Origin of the sequence: Actinomadura sediminis, from assembly GCF_042675525.1 — a bacterium.
GTDB lineage: Bacteria > Actinomycetota > Actinomycetes > Streptosporangiales > Streptosporangiaceae > Spirillospora > Spirillospora sediminis.
On the sequence record NZ_JBHTJA010000037.1, the window covers coordinates 1 to 18,218 of the forward strand.

Annotated in this window: 12 protein-coding genes; 11 read left to right on the forward strand and 1 reads right to left on the reverse strand. The window is 70.3% G+C overall.

The genetic code is table 11. The features are described from left to right. On the reverse strand, positions 1-437 hold a 437-nt coding region (locus ACFQ11_RS19105; RefSeq protein WP_378300380.1), incomplete at its 3' end, for a hypothetical protein. Positions 438-768: 331 nt separating this feature from the next. Here ACFQ11_RS19105 and ACFQ11_RS19110 point away from each other — a divergent pair. From ACFQ11_RS19110 to ACFQ11_RS19160, 11 genes are all read left to right on the forward strand, one after another. Beyond that, a complete protein-coding gene (locus tag ACFQ11_RS19110; protein WP_378300382.1) occupies positions 769-10,131 on the forward strand; it encodes an ADP-ribosyltransferase in 9,363 nt (3,120 codons plus the stop codon). A gap of 1 nt (position 10,132) precedes the next feature. Next, positions 10,133-10,387, forward strand: coding sequence for a DUF6406 domain-containing protein (locus ACFQ11_RS19115; protein ID WP_378300384.1), 255 nt, complete (start codon positions 10,133-10,135; stop codon positions 10,385-10,387). A gap of 216 nt (positions 10,388-10,603) precedes the next feature. Further along, on the forward strand, positions 10,604-11,272 hold the full coding sequence (locus ACFQ11_RS19120; RefSeq protein WP_378300386.1) for a hypothetical protein: 669 nt from the start codon (positions 10,604-10,606) through the stop codon (positions 11,270-11,272). Positions 11,273-11,291: 19 nt separating this feature from the next. Then, positions 11,292-12,050 carry a hypothetical protein gene (locus tag ACFQ11_RS19125; protein WP_378300388.1) on the forward strand — a complete coding sequence of 253 codons (759 nt, stop codon included), beginning with the start codon at positions 11,292-11,294 and terminating at the stop codon, positions 12,048-12,050. Positions 12,051-12,118: 68 nt separating this feature from the next. Then, on the forward strand, positions 12,119-12,565 hold the full coding sequence (locus tag ACFQ11_RS19130; protein ID WP_378300390.1) for a hypothetical protein: 447 nt from the start codon (positions 12,119-12,121) through the stop codon (positions 12,563-12,565). 560 nt (positions 12,566-13,125) lie between these two features. After that, positions 13,126-13,437, forward strand: a complete 312-nt coding sequence (locus tag ACFQ11_RS19135; RefSeq protein ID WP_378300392.1) for a hypothetical protein — start codon at positions 13,126-13,128, stop codon at positions 13,435-13,437. Positions 13,438-13,643: 206 nt separating this feature from the next. Next, entirely contained in the window at positions 13,644-14,201 is a 558-nt protein-coding gene (locus ACFQ11_RS19140; protein WP_378300394.1) for a DUF2243 domain-containing protein, read from the forward strand. Beyond that, positions 14,201-15,019: a cytochrome c oxidase assembly protein gene (locus ACFQ11_RS19145; protein WP_378300396.1), complete on the forward strand. Its 819-nt coding sequence runs from the start codon at positions 14,201-14,203 to the stop codon at positions 15,017-15,019. Before ACFQ11_RS19140 ends, ACFQ11_RS19145 begins: the two co-directional genes overlap by 1 nt. A gap of 121 nt (positions 15,020-15,140) precedes the next feature. Next, complete coding sequence (locus tag ACFQ11_RS19150) at positions 15,141-15,557, forward strand: hypothetical protein (protein ID WP_378300398.1); 417 nt, start codon at positions 15,141-15,143, stop codon at positions 15,555-15,557. A 147-nt stretch (positions 15,558-15,704) separates the two neighbouring features. Continuing rightward, complete coding sequence (locus ACFQ11_RS19155) at positions 15,705-16,655, forward strand: hypothetical protein (RefSeq protein WP_378300400.1); 951 nt, start codon at positions 15,705-15,707, stop codon at positions 16,653-16,655. After that, on the forward strand, positions 16,652-18,148 hold the full coding sequence (locus ACFQ11_RS19160; RefSeq protein WP_378300402.1) for a glycohydrolase toxin TNT-related protein: 1,497 nt from the start codon (positions 16,652-16,654) through the stop codon (positions 18,146-18,148). The genes ACFQ11_RS19155 and ACFQ11_RS19160 overlap by 4 nt, the downstream gene beginning before the upstream one ends. Positions 18,149-18,218 lie beyond the last annotated feature (70 nt).

The following is an 18,218-nucleotide window of genomic DNA, read 5'->3' on the forward strand; positions in this document are numbered from 1 at the left end:
CAGGACGCGCGCGTCCGCGCCGTACTCGGCGACGACCCGCCGAGTGATCTCCGCCGTGGTCCACGGCGCCGCCTCCGCGGCGCGCCGAGCGGCACGGCCGGCGGCACCCCGTCGACCGCCGGAGGCACCACCCCGTCGACGAGCAGCCCCGCGTCCTCGCCCGCCGCACGCCCCTCGGGCGCCCCGGGCGGCACGCCGTCCACCACCCCCGGCGGCGGCCCCGGCGGCCGCGACGGCTCCTCCACCCAGAACACCTCGCCGACGCCCCCGCACACGCCGTCCAGTACGAGCACGACACCGTCGAGCCCCAGCACCACGCCCGCCAGCGCGAACACGGCACCGTCCGCGCCCGGCGGCGGGGACTCCGCCACACCCGGCACGCCGCCGACCGCACCGGGCGGCGAGACGCCGTCGTCCCGGCCCGAGGGCCAGACCACGCCCGGCAGCGACGGTCAGACCACACCCCCCGGCGACCGGGCGACCCCCGGCGACCAGGCGACCCCCGGCAACGGCACCCCGGGGACACCGGACGGCCCGTCCACCCCCGGCAACGAGGCGACGCGGACGCCCGGGAACGAGACGTCCCGTGCGCCCGAAGGGGACGCCCCGTCCACCTCCGGCGGCGACGGGACGCCGCCCCGCCCGGACTCCGGGACCACCGACCCCGCGCCGACCGGCAACGACGGCGGGACGCCCGACGGCGGCGACCGTCCCGCGCCCAACGAGCAGACGCCCACGAGCGTCGCGTCCGAGAACTCGCACGGTGACGTGCCGGACGCCATGGCGCGTCCCGAGTCCGGCGACTCGTCCGGCGGCGACACCGCGTTCGTCGCGCCCATGCCCATGGGCGCGTTCGGCGGAGCGGCCGGGACCGCCGGTCCGTCGCGCGGCGGCACCCCCGCCCCCGGCACCCCGCCCAGGCCGAGCACACCGACGCCCGATTCACGTCCGCCGGCTCCGCGCGAGGACGTCCCGTCCGGCCAGGACCGCACCCCCCTCACGTCGCAGCCGGGCGCGCTGGACGGCGAGCCCTCCGCCGCTTCGCAGTCCCCCACGATCGACGACCAGGGCACGATCCGCGGCGAGACCCCCGAACCGCCCGCGGACGGCGGCGACCAGGAGGCCCACCCGAAGAAGGGCGACGGCACGACACCCGACGGCACGAAGCCGGACAAGACCCAGGACCTCGCGGACGCCGAGCAGGAGACCCGCGACATCCTCGACCAGTTCGGCAAGGACGCGCCGGCCGTCGACTTCTCGTCCGTCCCGATCGACCCCGCGGCGGTCCGCGAGTTCAACAACGCCATCCGGCAGCTCGCCGCGGACTACCCGAGCACGATGCGGCAGCTCAACCACATCGGCTCGCAGGACTTCTCGCAGACGCTCGGCCCTGGTGAGGAGGACGTCCTCGCCTACGCCTACCCGAGCGGCCCCGACCAGGGCATCTACGTCGGCAGCGAGGCGTTCGCCGACAACGCGACCCGCGCGGAGGACGGCGCCGACGAGGAGGCGACGGGCTTCACCGTCCCCGGCGGCGGCTCCAGCGAAGGCGTGTTCACCCACGAGTTCGGCCACCAGCTCGGCGAGCAGCTCCTGAACAACCCCAAGGCGCTGGCCGACCTGAACCAGGCGGTCGCGAAAGCCCTGGGCATCAAGTCGTACGACGCCACGCAGCCTCACGACGCCGACACGACGCAGCGCGTCGAGAACGCCCTTTCCGGTTACGGCGCCTCCGACTCGCACGAGATGATGGCGGAGGCGTTCACCGAGTACCGGCTCGCCCCGAACCCGCGCCCGCTGGCCCAGGCCATCGGCCAGGTCATGGACTCCTACCTCGGCGCGAACGCCACCAACAGCACCGGGACGACGGGCGGCACCACCGGCGGAACCACGGGCGGCACCACTGGCGGCACGACCGGCGGGAGCACGGGCGGAACCACCGGCGGAACCACGGGCGGAACCACGGGCGGAACCACGGGCGGCACCACGGGCGGCACCACTGGCGGCACGACCGGCGGAACCGCGGGCGGCACCACCGGCGGCACGACCGGCGGCCAGAACAGCACGGGAACGCCTGGCGGCACGGCAACGCCCGATGGGACGGCGAACCCGAACGGGACCGCCTCCCCGGACGGCAGCACGACCCCCGACGACGGCACGCCACCCGAAAGGACCTCGGCGCCCGAGGGAACGACGCCCCCCGAAGGAACCACGTCCTCGAGCGGGACTACGACGCCGAACGACACCACGACGCCCGAAGGGGCAGCGACTCCCGAAAGCACCGCGACGCCCACCGGGACGACGTCCCCGGACGGAACGGCCACCCCCGAAGGCACCACGACTCCGGACGGCACCACGACCCCCACCGGGACGACGCCCGAAGGGACGACGAACACGACCGCGCCCGAGGCGGGCTCGTCGTCCGAGCCGACCCCCGGGACGAGCGATCCCACATCGTCCGCGCCCGGCACCGAGACGGGCACGCCGTCCCCGAACACCGGCGACGGCACCGACCCGTCCTCGTCGCGGCCGGACGGGGACGGGAACCAGCGCACGCAGGCGCCGGGTCCCTTCGATGGCGGCGGCGCCATCAACACGGACGGAGCGACGCGCTCGGACGGCGACGCCGAGACTCCCCCGCCCGGGGCCCCTCGCACCGACGACGCGTCCTCCGAGAACGGGACCACCCGGACCGACACCGACGCCACCCCGTCCGGTCCCCGCCGGGACGAGACCCCGACCGGGACGACGCGGGACGGCGACGCCGACTCGCGGCCCCGCACCGACCCGTCCGACGGGAACACGAACCGCCCCGACCAGGACAGCGGCGTCCGCCACGACCGGACGAACGACTCCGACGCCGAAGGACCCCGCCGCGACGTCCCCGAAGGGCTCCCGGACCGGCTGCACGACACCTGGCGCGACAGCGACGAAACCCCCGCGGGACGGTCGCTCTACGGGCCGGACGAACCGTTCATGCGCGACACCGCGCGCGGCGTGCGTCCCGACCCAGACGGGCGGTTCGTCCTGGACGCGCACGGCGACCGCGACGGGCTGTACGCGGGCGACCGGCGGCTTACCCCGTCCGACGTCGCCGACATCGTCCGCAGCGACCCGAACTGGAACGGCCGGGACGTCGTCCTGCTCGCCAACCAGACGGGCGACGGCACCTTCGCGTCCGAGCTCGCGCAGCAGCTCGGCGTCCGCGTCGTCGCCCCGCGGGGCGCCGTCGACCTCGACGCGCTCGGCAACCCGGAGGCGAACGGCTGGGCCGCCGCCGACCGGGACGGCGGTCCCCTGGAGGCCGGGCCGCAGCGTTTCGCGACGAACGAGGCCGGTGCGCAGTACGGCGAGAACCGGCTCTCGCACGTCTACGCCGACCTCGACCCCGAGCTGCGGAACGCGCTGTACCAGTACACGGTGCAGTCGATGCCGAACGCGTATCTGCGGCCGAATGCGCCCGACCTCGCGGGATACCTCAACTCGCTCGCGGCCGACCGGCAGGTGGCGGACACACTGTGGCCGCTCACCCGGCAGCTCGAGCCGACGGTCGCCGATCTGCATCGCATGCGGATCGAGTTCCAGCTCACCCCGGAACAGCTCGCCGTGGTGGACTCCGTCGTCTTCTCCCACGACCCGGTCGGCACCTTCAACAACCTGATGAGGACGGACCCGGCGAACGCGGCGATGCTGCGCCACCTGTCCAGCTACCTCACGCCGTCCGAGTTCGACCTCCGGCGCATTCAGGCCGGGTTCAACCTGGACCCGAACCAGCGCGCCCTGATCGACTCGATCCTCACCGCCGACGACCCGGACGCCCTGCTCCGCAACGCCATCAACAACGGGGGCTACCACCAGTTCCTCGAGGGGTACTTCGGCGAGACTCCCAGTGTCGACGCCTTCAACCGGCGCATCCAGGAACTGGACCAGGCCCTCGACCAGCCGCTGCCGGAGCCCGTCCAGACCGAGCGCGGACTCCACGACGTCAGCTTCCTGACGCTCCCCGACGGGAGCCCGCTCGGCGCCCGCGACGCGTCCCTTCTCGTCGGCTCGGTCCAGCACGAGCACGCGTTCATGTCGACGTCCCTGGGGCGGGACCCGGCCGTCGTCGACAACAACCCGTTCCTGATCCGCATCCACATCGACATGCCCGAGGGGGCGCGCGGTGTGTGGATGGGGCAGCAGAGCGCGTACAGCGATCAGCGCGAGCTGGTCCTGCCGCGCGGCACCCGCTACGAGATCACCGCCGTCGACACGAACGCTCGGGACGCCACCGGCAGGTCCATCATCGAGATGCGGGCGAGGGTGCTCCTCGAGGGACCGCACGCGTCACCGTCGGCCGACGCGGCGCGGACGCCGACGGCGCCTCCGCGCGCCGACCGCCTGGTCCCGCCGCCCGGCACCGGACCGGCGACCCCGCCGCCCTCACCCGGCACCGGCGGCCCGCTCCCGCGCAGGGCCATGCCCGACGACGGCATGCCCGGACGGCCGGCGGCGGACGCCTCTCGCGGAGACGGCGACACGGCGACGCGGCCGGCATCGAACACGCCCGCCGATCCCGCGCCTCCGCGGGAGGACGGCACGGCGACGCGCCCGTCCGAAGACGCCCCGGCCACCGACCGGCCCGAGGACGGGACGTCCCCGCACGACGGCGGCACGGACGGCACACCCCCCGCCGGGCTCCCCGACCACCTCCACGACGTCTACCGCGGCAGCCAGGGGACCCCCGCCGGACGCTCCTTCTACGAGCCGGGCGACGACGCCATGCGCGACCTCGCCCACCGCGTCCCCGCCGACCCGGACCGGTTCATCGTGGACGGGCACGGCGACGCCGACGGCATGCGCGTCGGCGACCGCCGGCTGAACGCCGACGACGTCGCCGACCTGATCCGCAACGACCCGAACTGGGACGGCCGCGAGGTCATGCTGCTGTCCTGCGAGACGGGCGACGGCGCCTTCGCCTCCCAGCTCGCGCAGCGGCTCGGCGTCCCGGTCACCGCCCCCCGCGGCCTGGCCTGGTCGAACGACGACGGCAGCGTCTACGCGTCGTCCGGCCATCGCGACGCCGACGGCCGCCTGCGCCCCGACCTGCCCCCGAACGGCGGCTGGACCACGCACCGCCCGAACGGCGACACCGCCCCGTCCGGCCGCGACGGCTTCGCCCCCGGCTCCGACTCGGACGGCGCGTCCGCACGGCCGGACGACGGCTCGGCCAGCCGGGGAACGCCCCAGCAGCACCCATGGGACCCGCCGCAGGTGACCCGCGACGACAGCGGCGCCGCCGACGTCCCCCTGCCGCCCAACGTGCGCGCCGTCGACCACACCTTCCCCGAGGGGGAGGCCCGCCACCGCATCATCGCGACGGACGCGAACGGCAACCCCGTCCTCGACGAGAACGGGCAGCAGATCGTCCGTTCCATCGTCTACACGGACGCGGCCGGCCAGGTCACGCACATCACGAACCCGCAGGCCGAGAACGTTCCGGCGGCGCTCGCGGACCCCAACGAGAACATCGACCTCACCCAGCCCGAACCGGGTGTCGTCCACCAGATCGACTTCGACCGCGGCGACCCGCACGTGTTCGTCGGCGGCGACGACGGGCGGTCTCCCGCCGCGGCGCCGTTCGACCCGCCCACGCACGGCCCGGACGGCCGTCCGATCCCCACCGTGAACGTCCGCGACTACGACGTCCACCGCGACGGGCCGTTCAGCGACCGGACGACAATGCCGGGCACCTCCGACCCCCTGCCGGCGAACACGCGCATCGTCGTCCGGCACGGCGACGAAGTGCACGGCATCTTCTACACGAACAGCGACGGCCGGGTCGAATGGGTGCGGACCTGGTACGGCGACGAAGACGGCGTCGCGAACCTCAACCCCGAACTCGGCACGCATTGGACGGCCAATGCGGGACGCGACGTCCCCATTCCCGACGCCCGGTACATGGTGGAGCCGCGCTCGCAGTTCGTGGGCATCGACGACGCCGACATCGATCCCGTGGACTCGGTCCGCCGGGGCGAGATGGACCCGGCGGAAGTCGCCCCGGGCACATTCCTCTACCACACCGACGGCCACGGGCAGGCGCACCTCGCCACCGGGGTCCCCGAATACGACTCCGATCAGTCGCGATACGGCACGGCGCAAACCGCGGTCGGCCGGATCGGGCGCGAAGAGTACGCGAACGCGCGGTTCGACGGCGGCCACATCTTCGGGCACGCCGCGCAAGGACCCCGTGAGCGGCTGAACTACTTCCCGCAATGGCGGACCGAGAACCAGGGCAAGAACGCCTTCGACGTCACCCGTCCCACGAGCTGGTTCCAACTGGAGCGCAACCTCCAGGAATTGCACGAGGACCCGACGAACAACATCAGCGTCGAACGCTTCGACTTCTTCGCGGAGCCGAACCTCCCCGGGCGGACCCCGCAGGTCGTCCACGCGCGCTGGGTCGAGGCGGAAGTCGTCGGCGGCAACGTGGTGCGCACCGTGCACTACCGGTCCTTCTTCAACCTCCCGCCGAACGACCGGGGAACCGGCCCGACGCCCCCCACCGGCGGCGGTTCACCGCTATGGCCGAACGACCGCAGGAACTTCGGCGGCGCGACGGGCCCCGCGAACTACACGTCCCCGGTCGGCCCGGCAAGCGTAGAGACGCCCGGCGGCACCACCTCGAACTCCGCCGACGGCACCGGCGGCCCACGCTTCCGGCGCGGCGGCCCACCCTCCTTCGGCGACGGCGCAGCCGCCCGATCGTCCGATGACGGCACCGCCCCGACCCAGCGAACGCCGGACGACACGACCCGGCGCGCCCACGAGGACCAGCAGGTCCGGGACACGCTCGACCGGGTCGCGGACTCCGACCCCCGGCTGCACGCCGAACTCCAGGCCCGGCTTCGGGACTCGCTCCCGAACCACCCGGACCTGGCGCGCGTCCTGGCCGGGGACACCCGAACCGACACGGAGGCCGCCCTCCGCGACTCGCTGCTGGCCGACCCGCAGCGGATGAACGACGTCCTGGGCGACCGCGCGGCCGCCGAGGCCCTCGAGGCGTCGATCCGGGACGACCGTCCCGAAGCACCTGCCCCGTCGACCGAACAACCGCGCGAACCCGCGGACCGGAGCGCGGAGCCCGGCACGTCCCTCCGTGAACCCGCCGCGGACCCGCAGGGGCAGGGCGGGCTCCACCCGGATGCGCGGTCCCACTACGGCTGGTACCAGCCCACTCAACCCGGTACCGGCCCCACGCCTGCCGCTCCACAGGACAACGCTCCGGCCGCACCGCCCGCAGACGGCGGTCGGTCGAACCTCGCCGGCACGACGCCCCCACCCCCTGGCCCCATCGCACGCTCGGCGACGTCCGAGCCCGGCGCCGAGGCCCCGCGGACGGCCGATGCCGACCTCATGCGGCGCGTTCACGAGAACCCGCAGATCCGGCGGGTCGTGGACCAGGCGCGGGAGATCACCGTCAACGAGCGCGGCGACCGGCTCGGGGATCTCCTCGAAGCAGACCTCCGCGAACGACTGCCGAACCACCCCGAACTCGCCCGGATCGTCGAAGGCAACGGGCCCCCGCCGCTGACGACTGTCGAGGAGCACCTGCGCAACTCGCTGCTGGCCCGCCCGAAGACGCTGAACAGCCTGCTGAACAGCCCCGAGGCCGTCCGCATCCTGGAGGACTCGGTCCGGGAGGTGAACGAACGGGGCGCCGAGGCGGTCAAGGCCGAGAAACCGGTGTCTCCGAATCCGACGCCGCTCGAAGGCTGGCAAGTCGAGATCAGCGACCGTGAGATCGCCGCGATCGGCGGGTCGAAGTCGCCGCTGCAGCCAGGCTTCGACGAAGCGGAACTGCGGAACCGGCTGGCGAACCTCCCCGAGGGGGATTCTCTTCCCGCGGACGACCCGTTCATCAACGGCTACCTGGACGGGCTCTATGCGGCGGCGGACTCCCAAAAGGCCACGCTGCAGAGCGTTCTGCGTGAGCTTGCGAATCACCCGGACGACGCGAAAATGCGCCCCGGCCGCAAGGACCGGGTCCGCGCCCTCGACAAAATCATTAATGACAGCGGGGGGCGCGCCGACCAACTCAACGACCTGCTCGGCGGCAAGGTGCAGTATGACAGCGTCGCCGACCTCTACCGTGCGCTCGCCCAGGTACGGGAGGTCGCCGGCCGTCATGGCGTTGAGGTCGTGTCCATCAAGGACCGGCTGCGTAAACCACAGTTGAGCGGATACCGCGACATCCGCTTGACCGTGCGGATGCCGAACGGACACATCGGCGAACTGCGTCTGCATCTCAAGTCGATCGACGAGGTCGCGTCGTACGAGCACTCGCTGTACGAGGTCTCGCGCGATCTGCCGAACGTCGCCGGTGAACTGTTCCAGCTCGGTCAGCGAGACTCGAGGTTCACTCCAGAAGAGTCGGCGCTCCAAGAGGTGATCAACCGGCGCCTGAACACGCTTTTCCAGAACGCCGTGGACCAGGCCCTGCCCCCTGAACTCCGCTCCCAGGCGGACGGGGCGGAGCAGCGCGATCGTTCAGCGGAACCGCACAGGGCCGCGGACGAGGGGACCGGACCGTCCCGGGAAGAAGCCGACCACCCGACGCGGCAGGAGGACACGGAGGTCCCGGCGAACCTCCCGCCGCATCTCCACGACGTCTACCGGAACAGCGACACCACCCCCGCGGGAAGGTCGTTCCACGACCCGGCCGATCCCGCGATCCGCGACCTGGCCCGGCGCGTCCCCGCCGACCCGCAGCGCTTCGTCGTGGACGGCCACGGCGACGCGGACGGGCTGCGGCTCCCGGACGGGCGCCGCCTCGGCGTCGACGACCTCGCGCACCTCATCCGCAACGACCCGAACTGGGACGGCCGCGAGGTGCTGTTGCTGTCCTGCCGCACGGGCGACGGCGACTTCGCCGCGCAACTCGCCCGGCGCCTCGGCGTCCCGGTGCTGGCACCCAACGGACTCGCCTGGTCCGACTCCCACGGAAACGTCTTCGCCTCCTCGGCCGTCCACGGCCCCGACGGGCGCCCGCGTCCCGTCATCCCGCCGGACGGTGCCTGGAACGCCCACCACCCGGACGGCGCCCGCACCCCGGCAGGCCGGGACGGCTCACCGCCCGGCCACCCGCACACCGTCGGCGGCCCGAACGCCGACGACGCCGCCGACCGCGGCATCCTCGACCACCTGAAGGGCATGTTCGGCGGCGGCGAAAGCGAACCCCCACCGCCGGTCCACGTCTCCGTGGACCAGCCGGACTTCGCCGACCCCGGCAAGGTCAACCCTCCGGATCGATACGGCACTCCGCTGACGCGGCCCGACGGCAGCCGTGTCCCCCTGTTCAACGGCGACCCGACACGGGAACAGACGCAACAGGGCGCGATCGGCGACTGCTGGCTGATCTCGACCCTGGGCTCGATCGCCGGGCACATGCCCGAGGCGATCCGGAACTGCATCCGTGAGACGGAGGACGGGAACTATGAGGTTCGCTTCCATGCCGTCGAGAGGTCGAAGAAGAGCGCCAGCTGGGAGCTCACCGGCGGCGAGATCATCGTGACCGTCACTCCAGACCTTCCGGTCTACAGCGATAGCCCGCATGCGGCGGCCTTCGCCGACGTGAGGAACACGGGCGTCGCCTGGGCCGCGATCCTGGAGAAGGCGATCGCCGGTCTGGACCAGACCTGGCCTCAAGAGCGCAAGGATCAGTGGCTGGAGTTCCGCGGCATCAAGGACAGGTCGGCTCCGCCGGAGGGTTACCCCAGGCTGGACGGCGGCAAGGTCATGGACAAGACCGAAGTTCTCTCCCAGATAACCGGCCTGCCGGCGAGAAGCGACGTGATCGCCACGGAAATGGACCCGATGACGGGCAGATCCGCCGATCGTCAGGTCCTCGACGAGTTCAGAAAACTGCTCGAAGAGAACAAGCCGATTCTTGTCGGCTCACAGTACCCACTGAAAGACGAGCCCGAACTCACACACAGAGTGGAAGCGGGCCACGCCTACGAGATCGTCAAGGTCGACGAGCGAGGCAAAATCCACCTGCGCAATCCGCACAACGCCAACCACCCGCTGCCCATGACGGTCAAGGAATATCGCCGCAACTTCACCCGCAGCTACATCACCCTGGAATAGCATGGCCAATATTGTCTTGCAGCGGAACATGCAGAGAACCACGTCTTACGGGAGATTCATGGCTCCTCGAGTGCGAGACGATGGGGACCCGCGTGGGCCGGAGGTGACGATGGTCACCGTTGCCGACGGCGAAGAGCACCACCATGTGGTCCGTCCCGGTGACAGGTTCCCGGTCGGCGAGCAGACATGGCAGGTCGAACGCGCCGAATTCATCGGCACCACCGACTGGGCCGTTTACCTGAAGCAGGCAGACTGACCACGGCGGGTTCGCTTCGTCCCTCCACGGCACACGCCCTCTATGCTTGGGGCGAAAACGTCGCCGCCGACAGAGAGCTCGGGATTTGAGATGGCAAGATCCGACTATCCGCAGTATTGGGTGTACGAGGAGCGGCCCGTTGTGCTCCTCATGTCACCGGGCGGTGGGCTGGACTGTCTCGCGGCCGACCCGCGAACCGGAGCTTTCGTCCGCGAGATGCGGTACATCGCGGAGATCAACTTCAACCACAGCGCCGAATTCGACCAGGTGCCGTTCGATGAGTTCGTCACCGCGGTCGAGATGTACCGGGCTCACTGGCGACTCGGTGAGGGCACCGTCAAGGTGCTCTACGAAACGATGGCCGGCATCGAAGAGAACATGCGGGCGCAGGGCCGGTGGCGGCTGACGCCCGAGGAGAAGGCCCTGCTCGCCTCGCTGAGCAAGCGGACACATCCGATGTTCGAGGAGTACCTGCGCGAGCGCGGCCTCGCCGGCACTCCGCGGCCCAACACCTCGCCTTTGCGCATCGCCCGGCTGTTCGACTCCCTCGACGCCTCCGGCGCACCGGTCGTCCAGCGCCCGCCCGTCCAGGCCGAAGACCGCGAACCGCTGCTTCGCTACCTGGAACAGGCACCGATGGTCCTGGCCGCCCGCGGCCACGACACCGACATCATCGATCCCGCGCACCCCGAACGCGTCCCCCTCAGCTACCACACCGACGGGACCTGGATCTGGCCCGGCGCCACCGCCTACTACCTGCGCCACCACAACATCCCACCCGAACCCGACCTCGTCGGCCACGCCCGCGGCAGCCTCTTCACGATCCCCGAAGTCGACGAAGAAACCCGCGCAGAAGCCGTCCAGGCCGTCAACGAACGCGCCTGACCCACGGCCGACAGCAGACGTGACCGGCCGCAAGCCCACTGGCGAGCCCTACTCCCAGCGCACCAACGGACCGGTGCGTTATTACGCCATCGTGCGCGACGGGAAGACGGTCGGGTACCTGTGGGCGTCGGTGGACGACGACGCCGCCAGTTGCCTGCGGCGGCTCGCGAAGAAGGAGGAAAGCCTCCGTGCATACCGCGTGTGGAACGAGCGCCTGAAGGAGTCGAAGGCGCTGGGCCTGACCCCCCTGCAAGCTTTGCGTCGTTGGGTCGGCGCTGGCGAATCCGACGATCACGGGGTCCTGGTGGCTCCGGAGCGCCAGGCTTCGACCCTGACGGAGCTGCAGGAGATCGCCAATCCCGGTCATGTCGATCGCGTCGAGCAGCAGCGCCGCGCGAATCCGCTGGGCTCCTGGCGGCGGGGCGTGCCTCCGGTCGTCTCCTACCGCCCGCGTGACTACCCGAAGACAACCGAGGCGCCAGTGCGCTACGTTCCCGTCACCAGAGGCACGACCGTCCTCGGATACCTTTGGGCGTCGGCGGCGGACGACGCGGCATCGTATCTGTATCGGCGGGCCGCGGGAGATGACGGAGTAAATTCGGGCGTGCCCTGGCGGAAGGCGCTACGTGCCGCGTTGGACTATGGGATGACGCCTCTGCAGGCGCTCCATCATGCGATCGGCACACCAGAGGATGACCGCGCCGGCGGGATTCCCGCAGATACGCCTGTCAGCGAAGCACCGTCCCTCGCCGCGTTGCGGGACATCGCAGGCGCCTGACCCGACCTTGATCACGCCCACGAGCAAGGGCATACAAACGATACCCACTTGCCGCCGAGGAGCTGATCATGGCCACACGCCATCCAGAATACTATCTTTATGAAGATATCCCGGTGATATTCATCGAACCGGCCGACGGTGGGTTGGATTGTCTAGCACTTTCCGACACCAACGGCGCCTTCGAACGGGACATGCAATTCGCCCACAAGACCCGCTTTGGAACAACTGCCGACATCCGGGAACTAGATCGAGCGGAATTCATTCAGTACGTCGAAAAATACCGTGCCGAACATCTTCGCGGCAGCGGTCCCGCATTTGCGCTTTATGAGACGATCGAAGCCCTCAAGGCGAATGCCCGAAACCAGCGGAGAGTACTTAGCGACGCGGAGGCGGCACTGGTACGGACACTCCGTTCTGAATCTCATGAACTCTTCGAGAGATCACTGCGAGAGCAGGGGCTGACCGGCATGCCCGACGCTCCAAGTAACTCCGAAAGCGGATCGTCGGGCACCTGAGCCAACAGTTGGCCCCCAACTGTTCGCCGGTCCGCCAGATCTGGTCGGCGGCACGGCCAACGCTTACCCAACTGAACACCGCCGTCCTCGCAACCACCAGGTCGCCTTTCCAGTGCCGGAGTTTCCCACCAGAGCGAGCTGGCGACGGGCGCATCGCGACCACAGCAATCGCCCCGCCACCTGCTGCGGCGACCATCCCTTTCTGGGTAATTCGCCCCCACCCGACCGCAAGTAGGCGTCGGTGCTCCACAAGATCGACGGCCATGACCGCTTGAGGGCAGCGACTACACCGCAGCGGACTAGTCCATAGGTTCATTTCACGTTATCACTCCGCAACGAAATTAACATGCAAGTGTATTTTAATTTTCCATTCACAGTCACAACATGTTATTTTGAGATAAGCAAGTTGCGACTAACGGGAGTTTGGTTGGGGGATGACGAGATTGCCGCACCCGCAGTATTGGGTGTACGAGGAGCGGCCCGTTGTGCTCCTCATGTCACCGGGCGGTGGGCTGGACTGTCTCGCGGCCGACCCGCGAACCGGAGCTTTCGTCCGCGAGATGCGGTACATCGCGGAGATCAACTTCAACCACAGCGCCGAATTCGACCAGGTGCCGTTCGATGAGTTCGTCACCGCGGTCGAGATGTACCGGGCTCACTGGCGACTCGGTGAGGGCACCGTCAAGGTGCTCTACGAAACGATGGCCGGCATCGAAGAGAACATGCGGGCGCAGGGCCGGTGGCGGCTGACGCCCGAGGAGAAGGCCCTGCTCGCCTCGCTGAGCAAGCGGACACATCCGATGTTCGAGGAGTACCTGCGCGAGCGCGGCCTCGCCGGCACCCCGCGGTCAGCGCAAGCACGCGTCCCATGATCGCAGGGGGCGACGGCATGAGCGCCGCGACGAGGGCTCTGTACCGAGGGACGCGCGTGCTCCTTGACGGCGGTGTCAGGGGCGCGGTGTGGGTGGGCGCGTCGCGTTCACCGGCCAGCGGTTAGCGGCCTCGACGCGGGGTAGCGGCTCCGTCAACGAGCTTGATCTTGTCTGCGCCGCATCGGCGTCCGCAATGGGGAGGGACCATGGCCGCCGCCGACCGGATCGGCACCTCCGCCAGACCAGCCGGCCTGCAATTGCCGGGCGCCGTCCTGGGAATCGGGCTCGGGGGCTTCGTCGACGGAATCCTGCTGCACCAGCTCTTGCAGTGGCACCACATGCTCACCGGCACCGATACCGACAACATCGGGGTGAAGTACTACAACCCCGACACCGTCTCCGGGCTGGAGATGAACACCGTGTGGGACGGGCTGTTCCATACGGTCTGCTGGCTGGCGGTCCTGCTCGGGCTCGCCCTGCTGTATTCGCGGGTCACCCACCGGCGGCGCCGCGTGTGGACCTCGCGGGTGCTGTGGGGGTGGGTACTGGTCGGGTGGGGACTCTTCAACCTCGTCGAAGGCATCATCGACCATCACATCCTGGGCATCCACCACGTGCACGGCGGCCCCCACCAGATCTGGTGGGACATCGGCTTCCTGGTTCTGGGCGCGGTGCTGATGGTCGTGGGCTACCTGGTGCAGCGCACCGGCGAGCCGTTCGACCCCGAGCCGGGCGATGCCGCAGGCCGTGAGCGGAGCGCCTGATGCACGGCCACCCGGTGGACGGCCACGGCGGCGGGTCGTGGGCCGCCCTGGTCCCGGCGGCGGTCGTGCTGCTGCTCGCGGTGGTCTACCTGGGGCTCGCACACCGCGCGGATCGTCCGGCTCGCGGACAGCGGTGGCGCACCGCCTCGTTCCTGACCGGCTGCGTCCTGCTCGCCGTGGCGCTGCTGCCGCCGATCGCGCCGTTCGCCCATGAAGACTTCCGCGGGCACATGCTCCAGCACCTGCTGATCGGGATGTACGCGCCGCTGGCCCTGGTCTTGGGCGCCCCGATCACCGTGCTCCTGCGCGCGTTGCCCGCCCACCGGGCACGGCGGCTGACCCGCCTGCTGCGCAGCCGCGCAATGGGCCTGCTGGCCAACCCCATCACCGCTCTATGCCTGAGCACCGGAAGCCTGGGCGTCCTGTACTTCACCCCCCTGTACGACGCCGCCACCGGCCATCCGACGCTGCACCTGCTGCTGCACGTCCACTTCCTGCTCTCGGGATGCCTGTTCGCCTGGGTCATCGCGGGTCCCGACCCCGCCCCCGCGCGTCCCACCGTCCCGGTCCGGCTGACGGTGCTCGGCGTGGCGATCGCCGCGCACGCGATCATCGCCCAACTGATGTACGGCGGGTTCTTCATCGACGTGCACGCACCCATCGCCCAGCTCCGCGGCGGCGCGGAGATCATGTACTACGGCGGCGACATCGCCGAACTGCTGCTCGCCGCCGCCCTGGTCGCCACCTGGCGCCCCGCCCGCCGCACCGCCACTTTCCGCCCGCCTTCCCAGCACGTCACCGACGCCCCCGCTCGATGACCCGCACCCGGGCACCGTCCGCGAAGATCGGGAGCAGGACGCCAGGCCGCGTTTGCGACACTCATGGACGGGCCTCCGGCTCGCCGAGCCGCGTTCGGCAACCGGCCTTGAGGGGAAGTCGATGGCTGAGCAGTATCCGCAGTACTACATCTACGAACGCAGACCGGTGGTTTTTGTCGAGGCGCCCGATGGGGGCCTGCGGATCTGGGCGCTGTCGTCCAAGACCGGCGAGTTCCGGCTCGACAAGTCCTACCTGGAGAAGATCTGGTTCGGGACGACCGCCGACGTCGACGCGGTGTCCCGGCCCGAGTTCGTCCAGCGGGTCGAGGAGTACCGCGGACGGCGGGTTCACGGGGGCGGGCCGGTCTACGCACTGTACGAGACGATCAACTCGCTCGAGGACACCTCGCGTGCTGAAGCGCGCGACCTCTCTCCGGAGGAGCGCGTGTTGATCCATACGCTCCGGTTGCGCACCCACGAACTGTTCGAGAAACGACTGCGCGCAGAGGGCCGCCAGGGGCTGCCCGAAGGAGCCTGAGGAATCGCGCGAACGGCACGCACTTTGAGTCTGGAGTCGTCCGATCAGTGAAGTGCGGTGTGGTCTGTGGAGGCCATGGGTGATGTGCATCGCGGATCGGACTTGCGGCACTCTGGGACGGACGTGTCGGCGACCGGAGGTGTCAGCGTGACCGGTGGGGAGCAGATCGCGGCTGTCGAAGAGCGGGATTCGGTGGCTGCGCTCGCACCCGAAAGTCCGTTGCTGTTCGCGTGGGCGCGGCTGCGGCTGCGCGAGATCGTCCAGGGGCGTGTTGAGCGGCTTTTGGTCGGACGGCGGGCGGAGGGGTGCTGGTCGGTCCTGCACGACGCGTCCGGATGGATGTCGGCCCGCGGCGTCGGAGAGGCGGACGTGGTGCGCTTCGGGTCGGCGCGGGAGGCGGTGGCCGACGCGATGGCGGGCATCATGATCGACGCGGGAGTGCGCCTCAACAGCGAGTTGCTGAAGGTGGCCGGTGTCGTCGTCGAGACGGACCTTCGGGAGCCGCCGTGGCGGCTGTGGCGGGTCACCGATGCGGGCAGGGAGTCGGCGGGCGGCTCGGACGGGCGCCCGGACGGTCCGGGCATCGTCCTGGACGATGTGGACGGGCGCCCCATGGGCTACTTCGTGTGCGTGCCACGACCGAGGCCGGACGGTGAGCGCGGGGGGTTCGTCACTGTGCGGAAGGTTTTCGCGTTGGCGGTCGCCGCGATGCTTCCACCCGATGATCAGGACGGAACGAGCACGTTGGAGGTCCTGCCGGAAGGCACCGAGCTGCATGGTTCCGGAGGCGTGGACGAGGTGTTCCTCTTCGAGCCCGGAACTCCGTTCGTGTGGCAGGGGGTCGTTCGCGGCGGTTACAAGGATCCCATTCCGGATGTGTACCACGTGCAGCGTCCCCTCCCTGTCTACCCCGGGTTTCCGGTGGCGCACGCGTCCATCCCCGATACGGGGATAGGCGCGGGGGCCCGCCCGCCGACGAAAGAGGGACGCGGATACTATTTGGTCGAGCCGATTTGCGAGCTGCTGCGTTCAGGACATCTCACTCGCACTCCGGCACCGTCGGGACGAATGCGGGTCACGTTCGGGGAGGCGGAATGAGCCCGATGGAGCGTCGCGAGGAAGACCGGTACCTGCAGGACATCGCGACGCTGCTGGTCCACCTCGCCCCCGGTGCCTGGGAGGTGGTCACGCTCGCTTACCAGGCCATCGGAACGTCCTTCGAGCGAGCATTGCTCACCGGCGCCTTGGCCCATCCCCGATTCGTGGGCAAGAATCTGAGGGACACGGCGGGAGCGTTGATACCCGCGGAGGTTCTGCTGCCAGTCTCGGGGATCTACCCGCTGCTGCGCCGGCTGCGCACGGAAATGCACGAGGATGGCCGGGGCACTTGGACTCACCTTCGTCTAGACGTGCACTGTTCCCGCACGAAGAACCCGGAAGAGCTGCTGTGGGGCGTCACCTATCAGTATCTGGACGAGTTTCCTCGGATCGACGACGCGAAATTGATGGGGGACGTCCCGGCGTCGGCCTTCGCCGAAGAGCTTCGGATGTTCCCCCGGCCGCTGCACAGCGTCCCCGGGTGGGCGGCGCATCGCGCCGAGGTGCACGCCGCCGCGGAAACACTCGACCCGGCCCAGCAGGCCCGCACACCCCAGGACGAGGCGCGGCTGGTGGCCGCGTTGCCCGCGGGGCTTGAGGAGTTGTTCGACTGGACGCGCGCGAGGCTGGCGGCCATCGCGCCCGGCCGGGAAGATCGCTTCCAGGTCGGTCGCCTCGCCGAAGGGTGCTGGTCGGTGCTGCACCATCCGCCGGCCTGGATCGCGGCGCGCTACCAGGACGGACGATGCACGCAACTGCGGGCGTTCACGGGGCCGCGGGAGGCGGTGCGGTACGCGGCGGCAGGGGTGGTCGCCGACGCGGAAGTACCGGTGGACTCCGCCGTCCTGAGCTCCGCCGGCATCGCGTCGCGCACGGTCCAGCGGAGGGGGGACATCGATGCGTGGCTGCTCACCTCCAAGGGCGGACGGCTGACCCACTGGAGTCGCGGCGCCGTGCGTCCGAGCGGCGCGGAGGCCGAACAGCACCGGTACGTCGATCTGCAGGTCGTCAACAACCGCCCCGGCGGATACTTCGTGCTGCCGGCGGGCCCTCCTCCGGAAAAGGGCGAGTTCCTCAGCGTCCACGAAGTGTTCGAGCACTTCCTGGACGAGGTGCTGCCCAGGGCAGAAGTCGAAGCGGCCCCGGAGCCCGAGGAACCCGCCCGCGAGGTGCTGCCGGTCGGCGTGGAACTGGACGCCCACGGCGGCACCGACCGTCCCTTCCTGTTCACCATCGGAACACCGTTCTCCCAGCGAGGTTTGTACGGCACCCCCGACGCCTACCCGTACCGCGCCTTCCGGGTCGCCAAAGAGCTGGAGGCATTTCCGGGCCTGTTCGCCGACGCCCCGATCTTCCCTACCGGACGGACGGAACCGGCACCGGACGGCACCGGCCGCGGCTTCTATCTCGTCCATTCCATCGACGACCTGCTCCGCTCCGGTCATCTGGTGGAGATCGACGCTCCCGGCGGCGAACCGATCGCCGGAACCTGACCCCGATCGGGCGTCCCGCACGGCGACACGGCGCGACACTCGCGGGCATTAGACTTGCCCGTCCAGGAAA

Excerpts from the sequence above, each read along its gene's own strand:
- ACFQ11_RS19115 (WP_378300384.1), top strand. The coding sequence starts at position 10,133 with ATGGCCAATATTGTCTTGCAGCGGAACATGCAGAGAACCACGTCTTAC.
- ACFQ11_RS19120 (WP_378300386.1), top strand. The coding sequence starts at position 10,604 with ATGCGGTACATCGCGGAGATCAACTTCAACCACAGCGCCGAATTCGAC.
- ACFQ11_RS19130 (WP_378300390.1), top strand. The coding sequence starts at position 12,119 with ATGGCCACACGCCATCCAGAATACTATCTTTATGAAGATATCCCGGTG.
- ACFQ11_RS19135 (WP_378300392.1), top strand. The coding sequence starts at position 13,126 with ATGCGGTACATCGCGGAGATCAACTTCAACCACAGCGCCGAATTCGAC.
- ACFQ11_RS19140 (WP_378300394.1), top strand. The coding sequence starts at position 13,644 with ATGGCCGCCGCCGACCGGATCGGCACCTCCGCCAGACCAGCCGGCCTG.
- ACFQ11_RS19145 (WP_378300396.1), top strand. The coding sequence starts at position 14,201 with ATGCACGGCCACCCGGTGGACGGCCACGGCGGCGGGTCGTGGGCCGCC.
- ACFQ11_RS19150 (WP_378300398.1), top strand. The coding sequence starts at position 15,141 with ATGGCTGAGCAGTATCCGCAGTACTACATCTACGAACGCAGACCGGTG.
- ACFQ11_RS19160 (WP_378300402.1), top strand. The coding sequence starts at position 16,652 with ATGAGCCCGATGGAGCGTCGCGAGGAAGACCGGTACCTGCAGGACATC.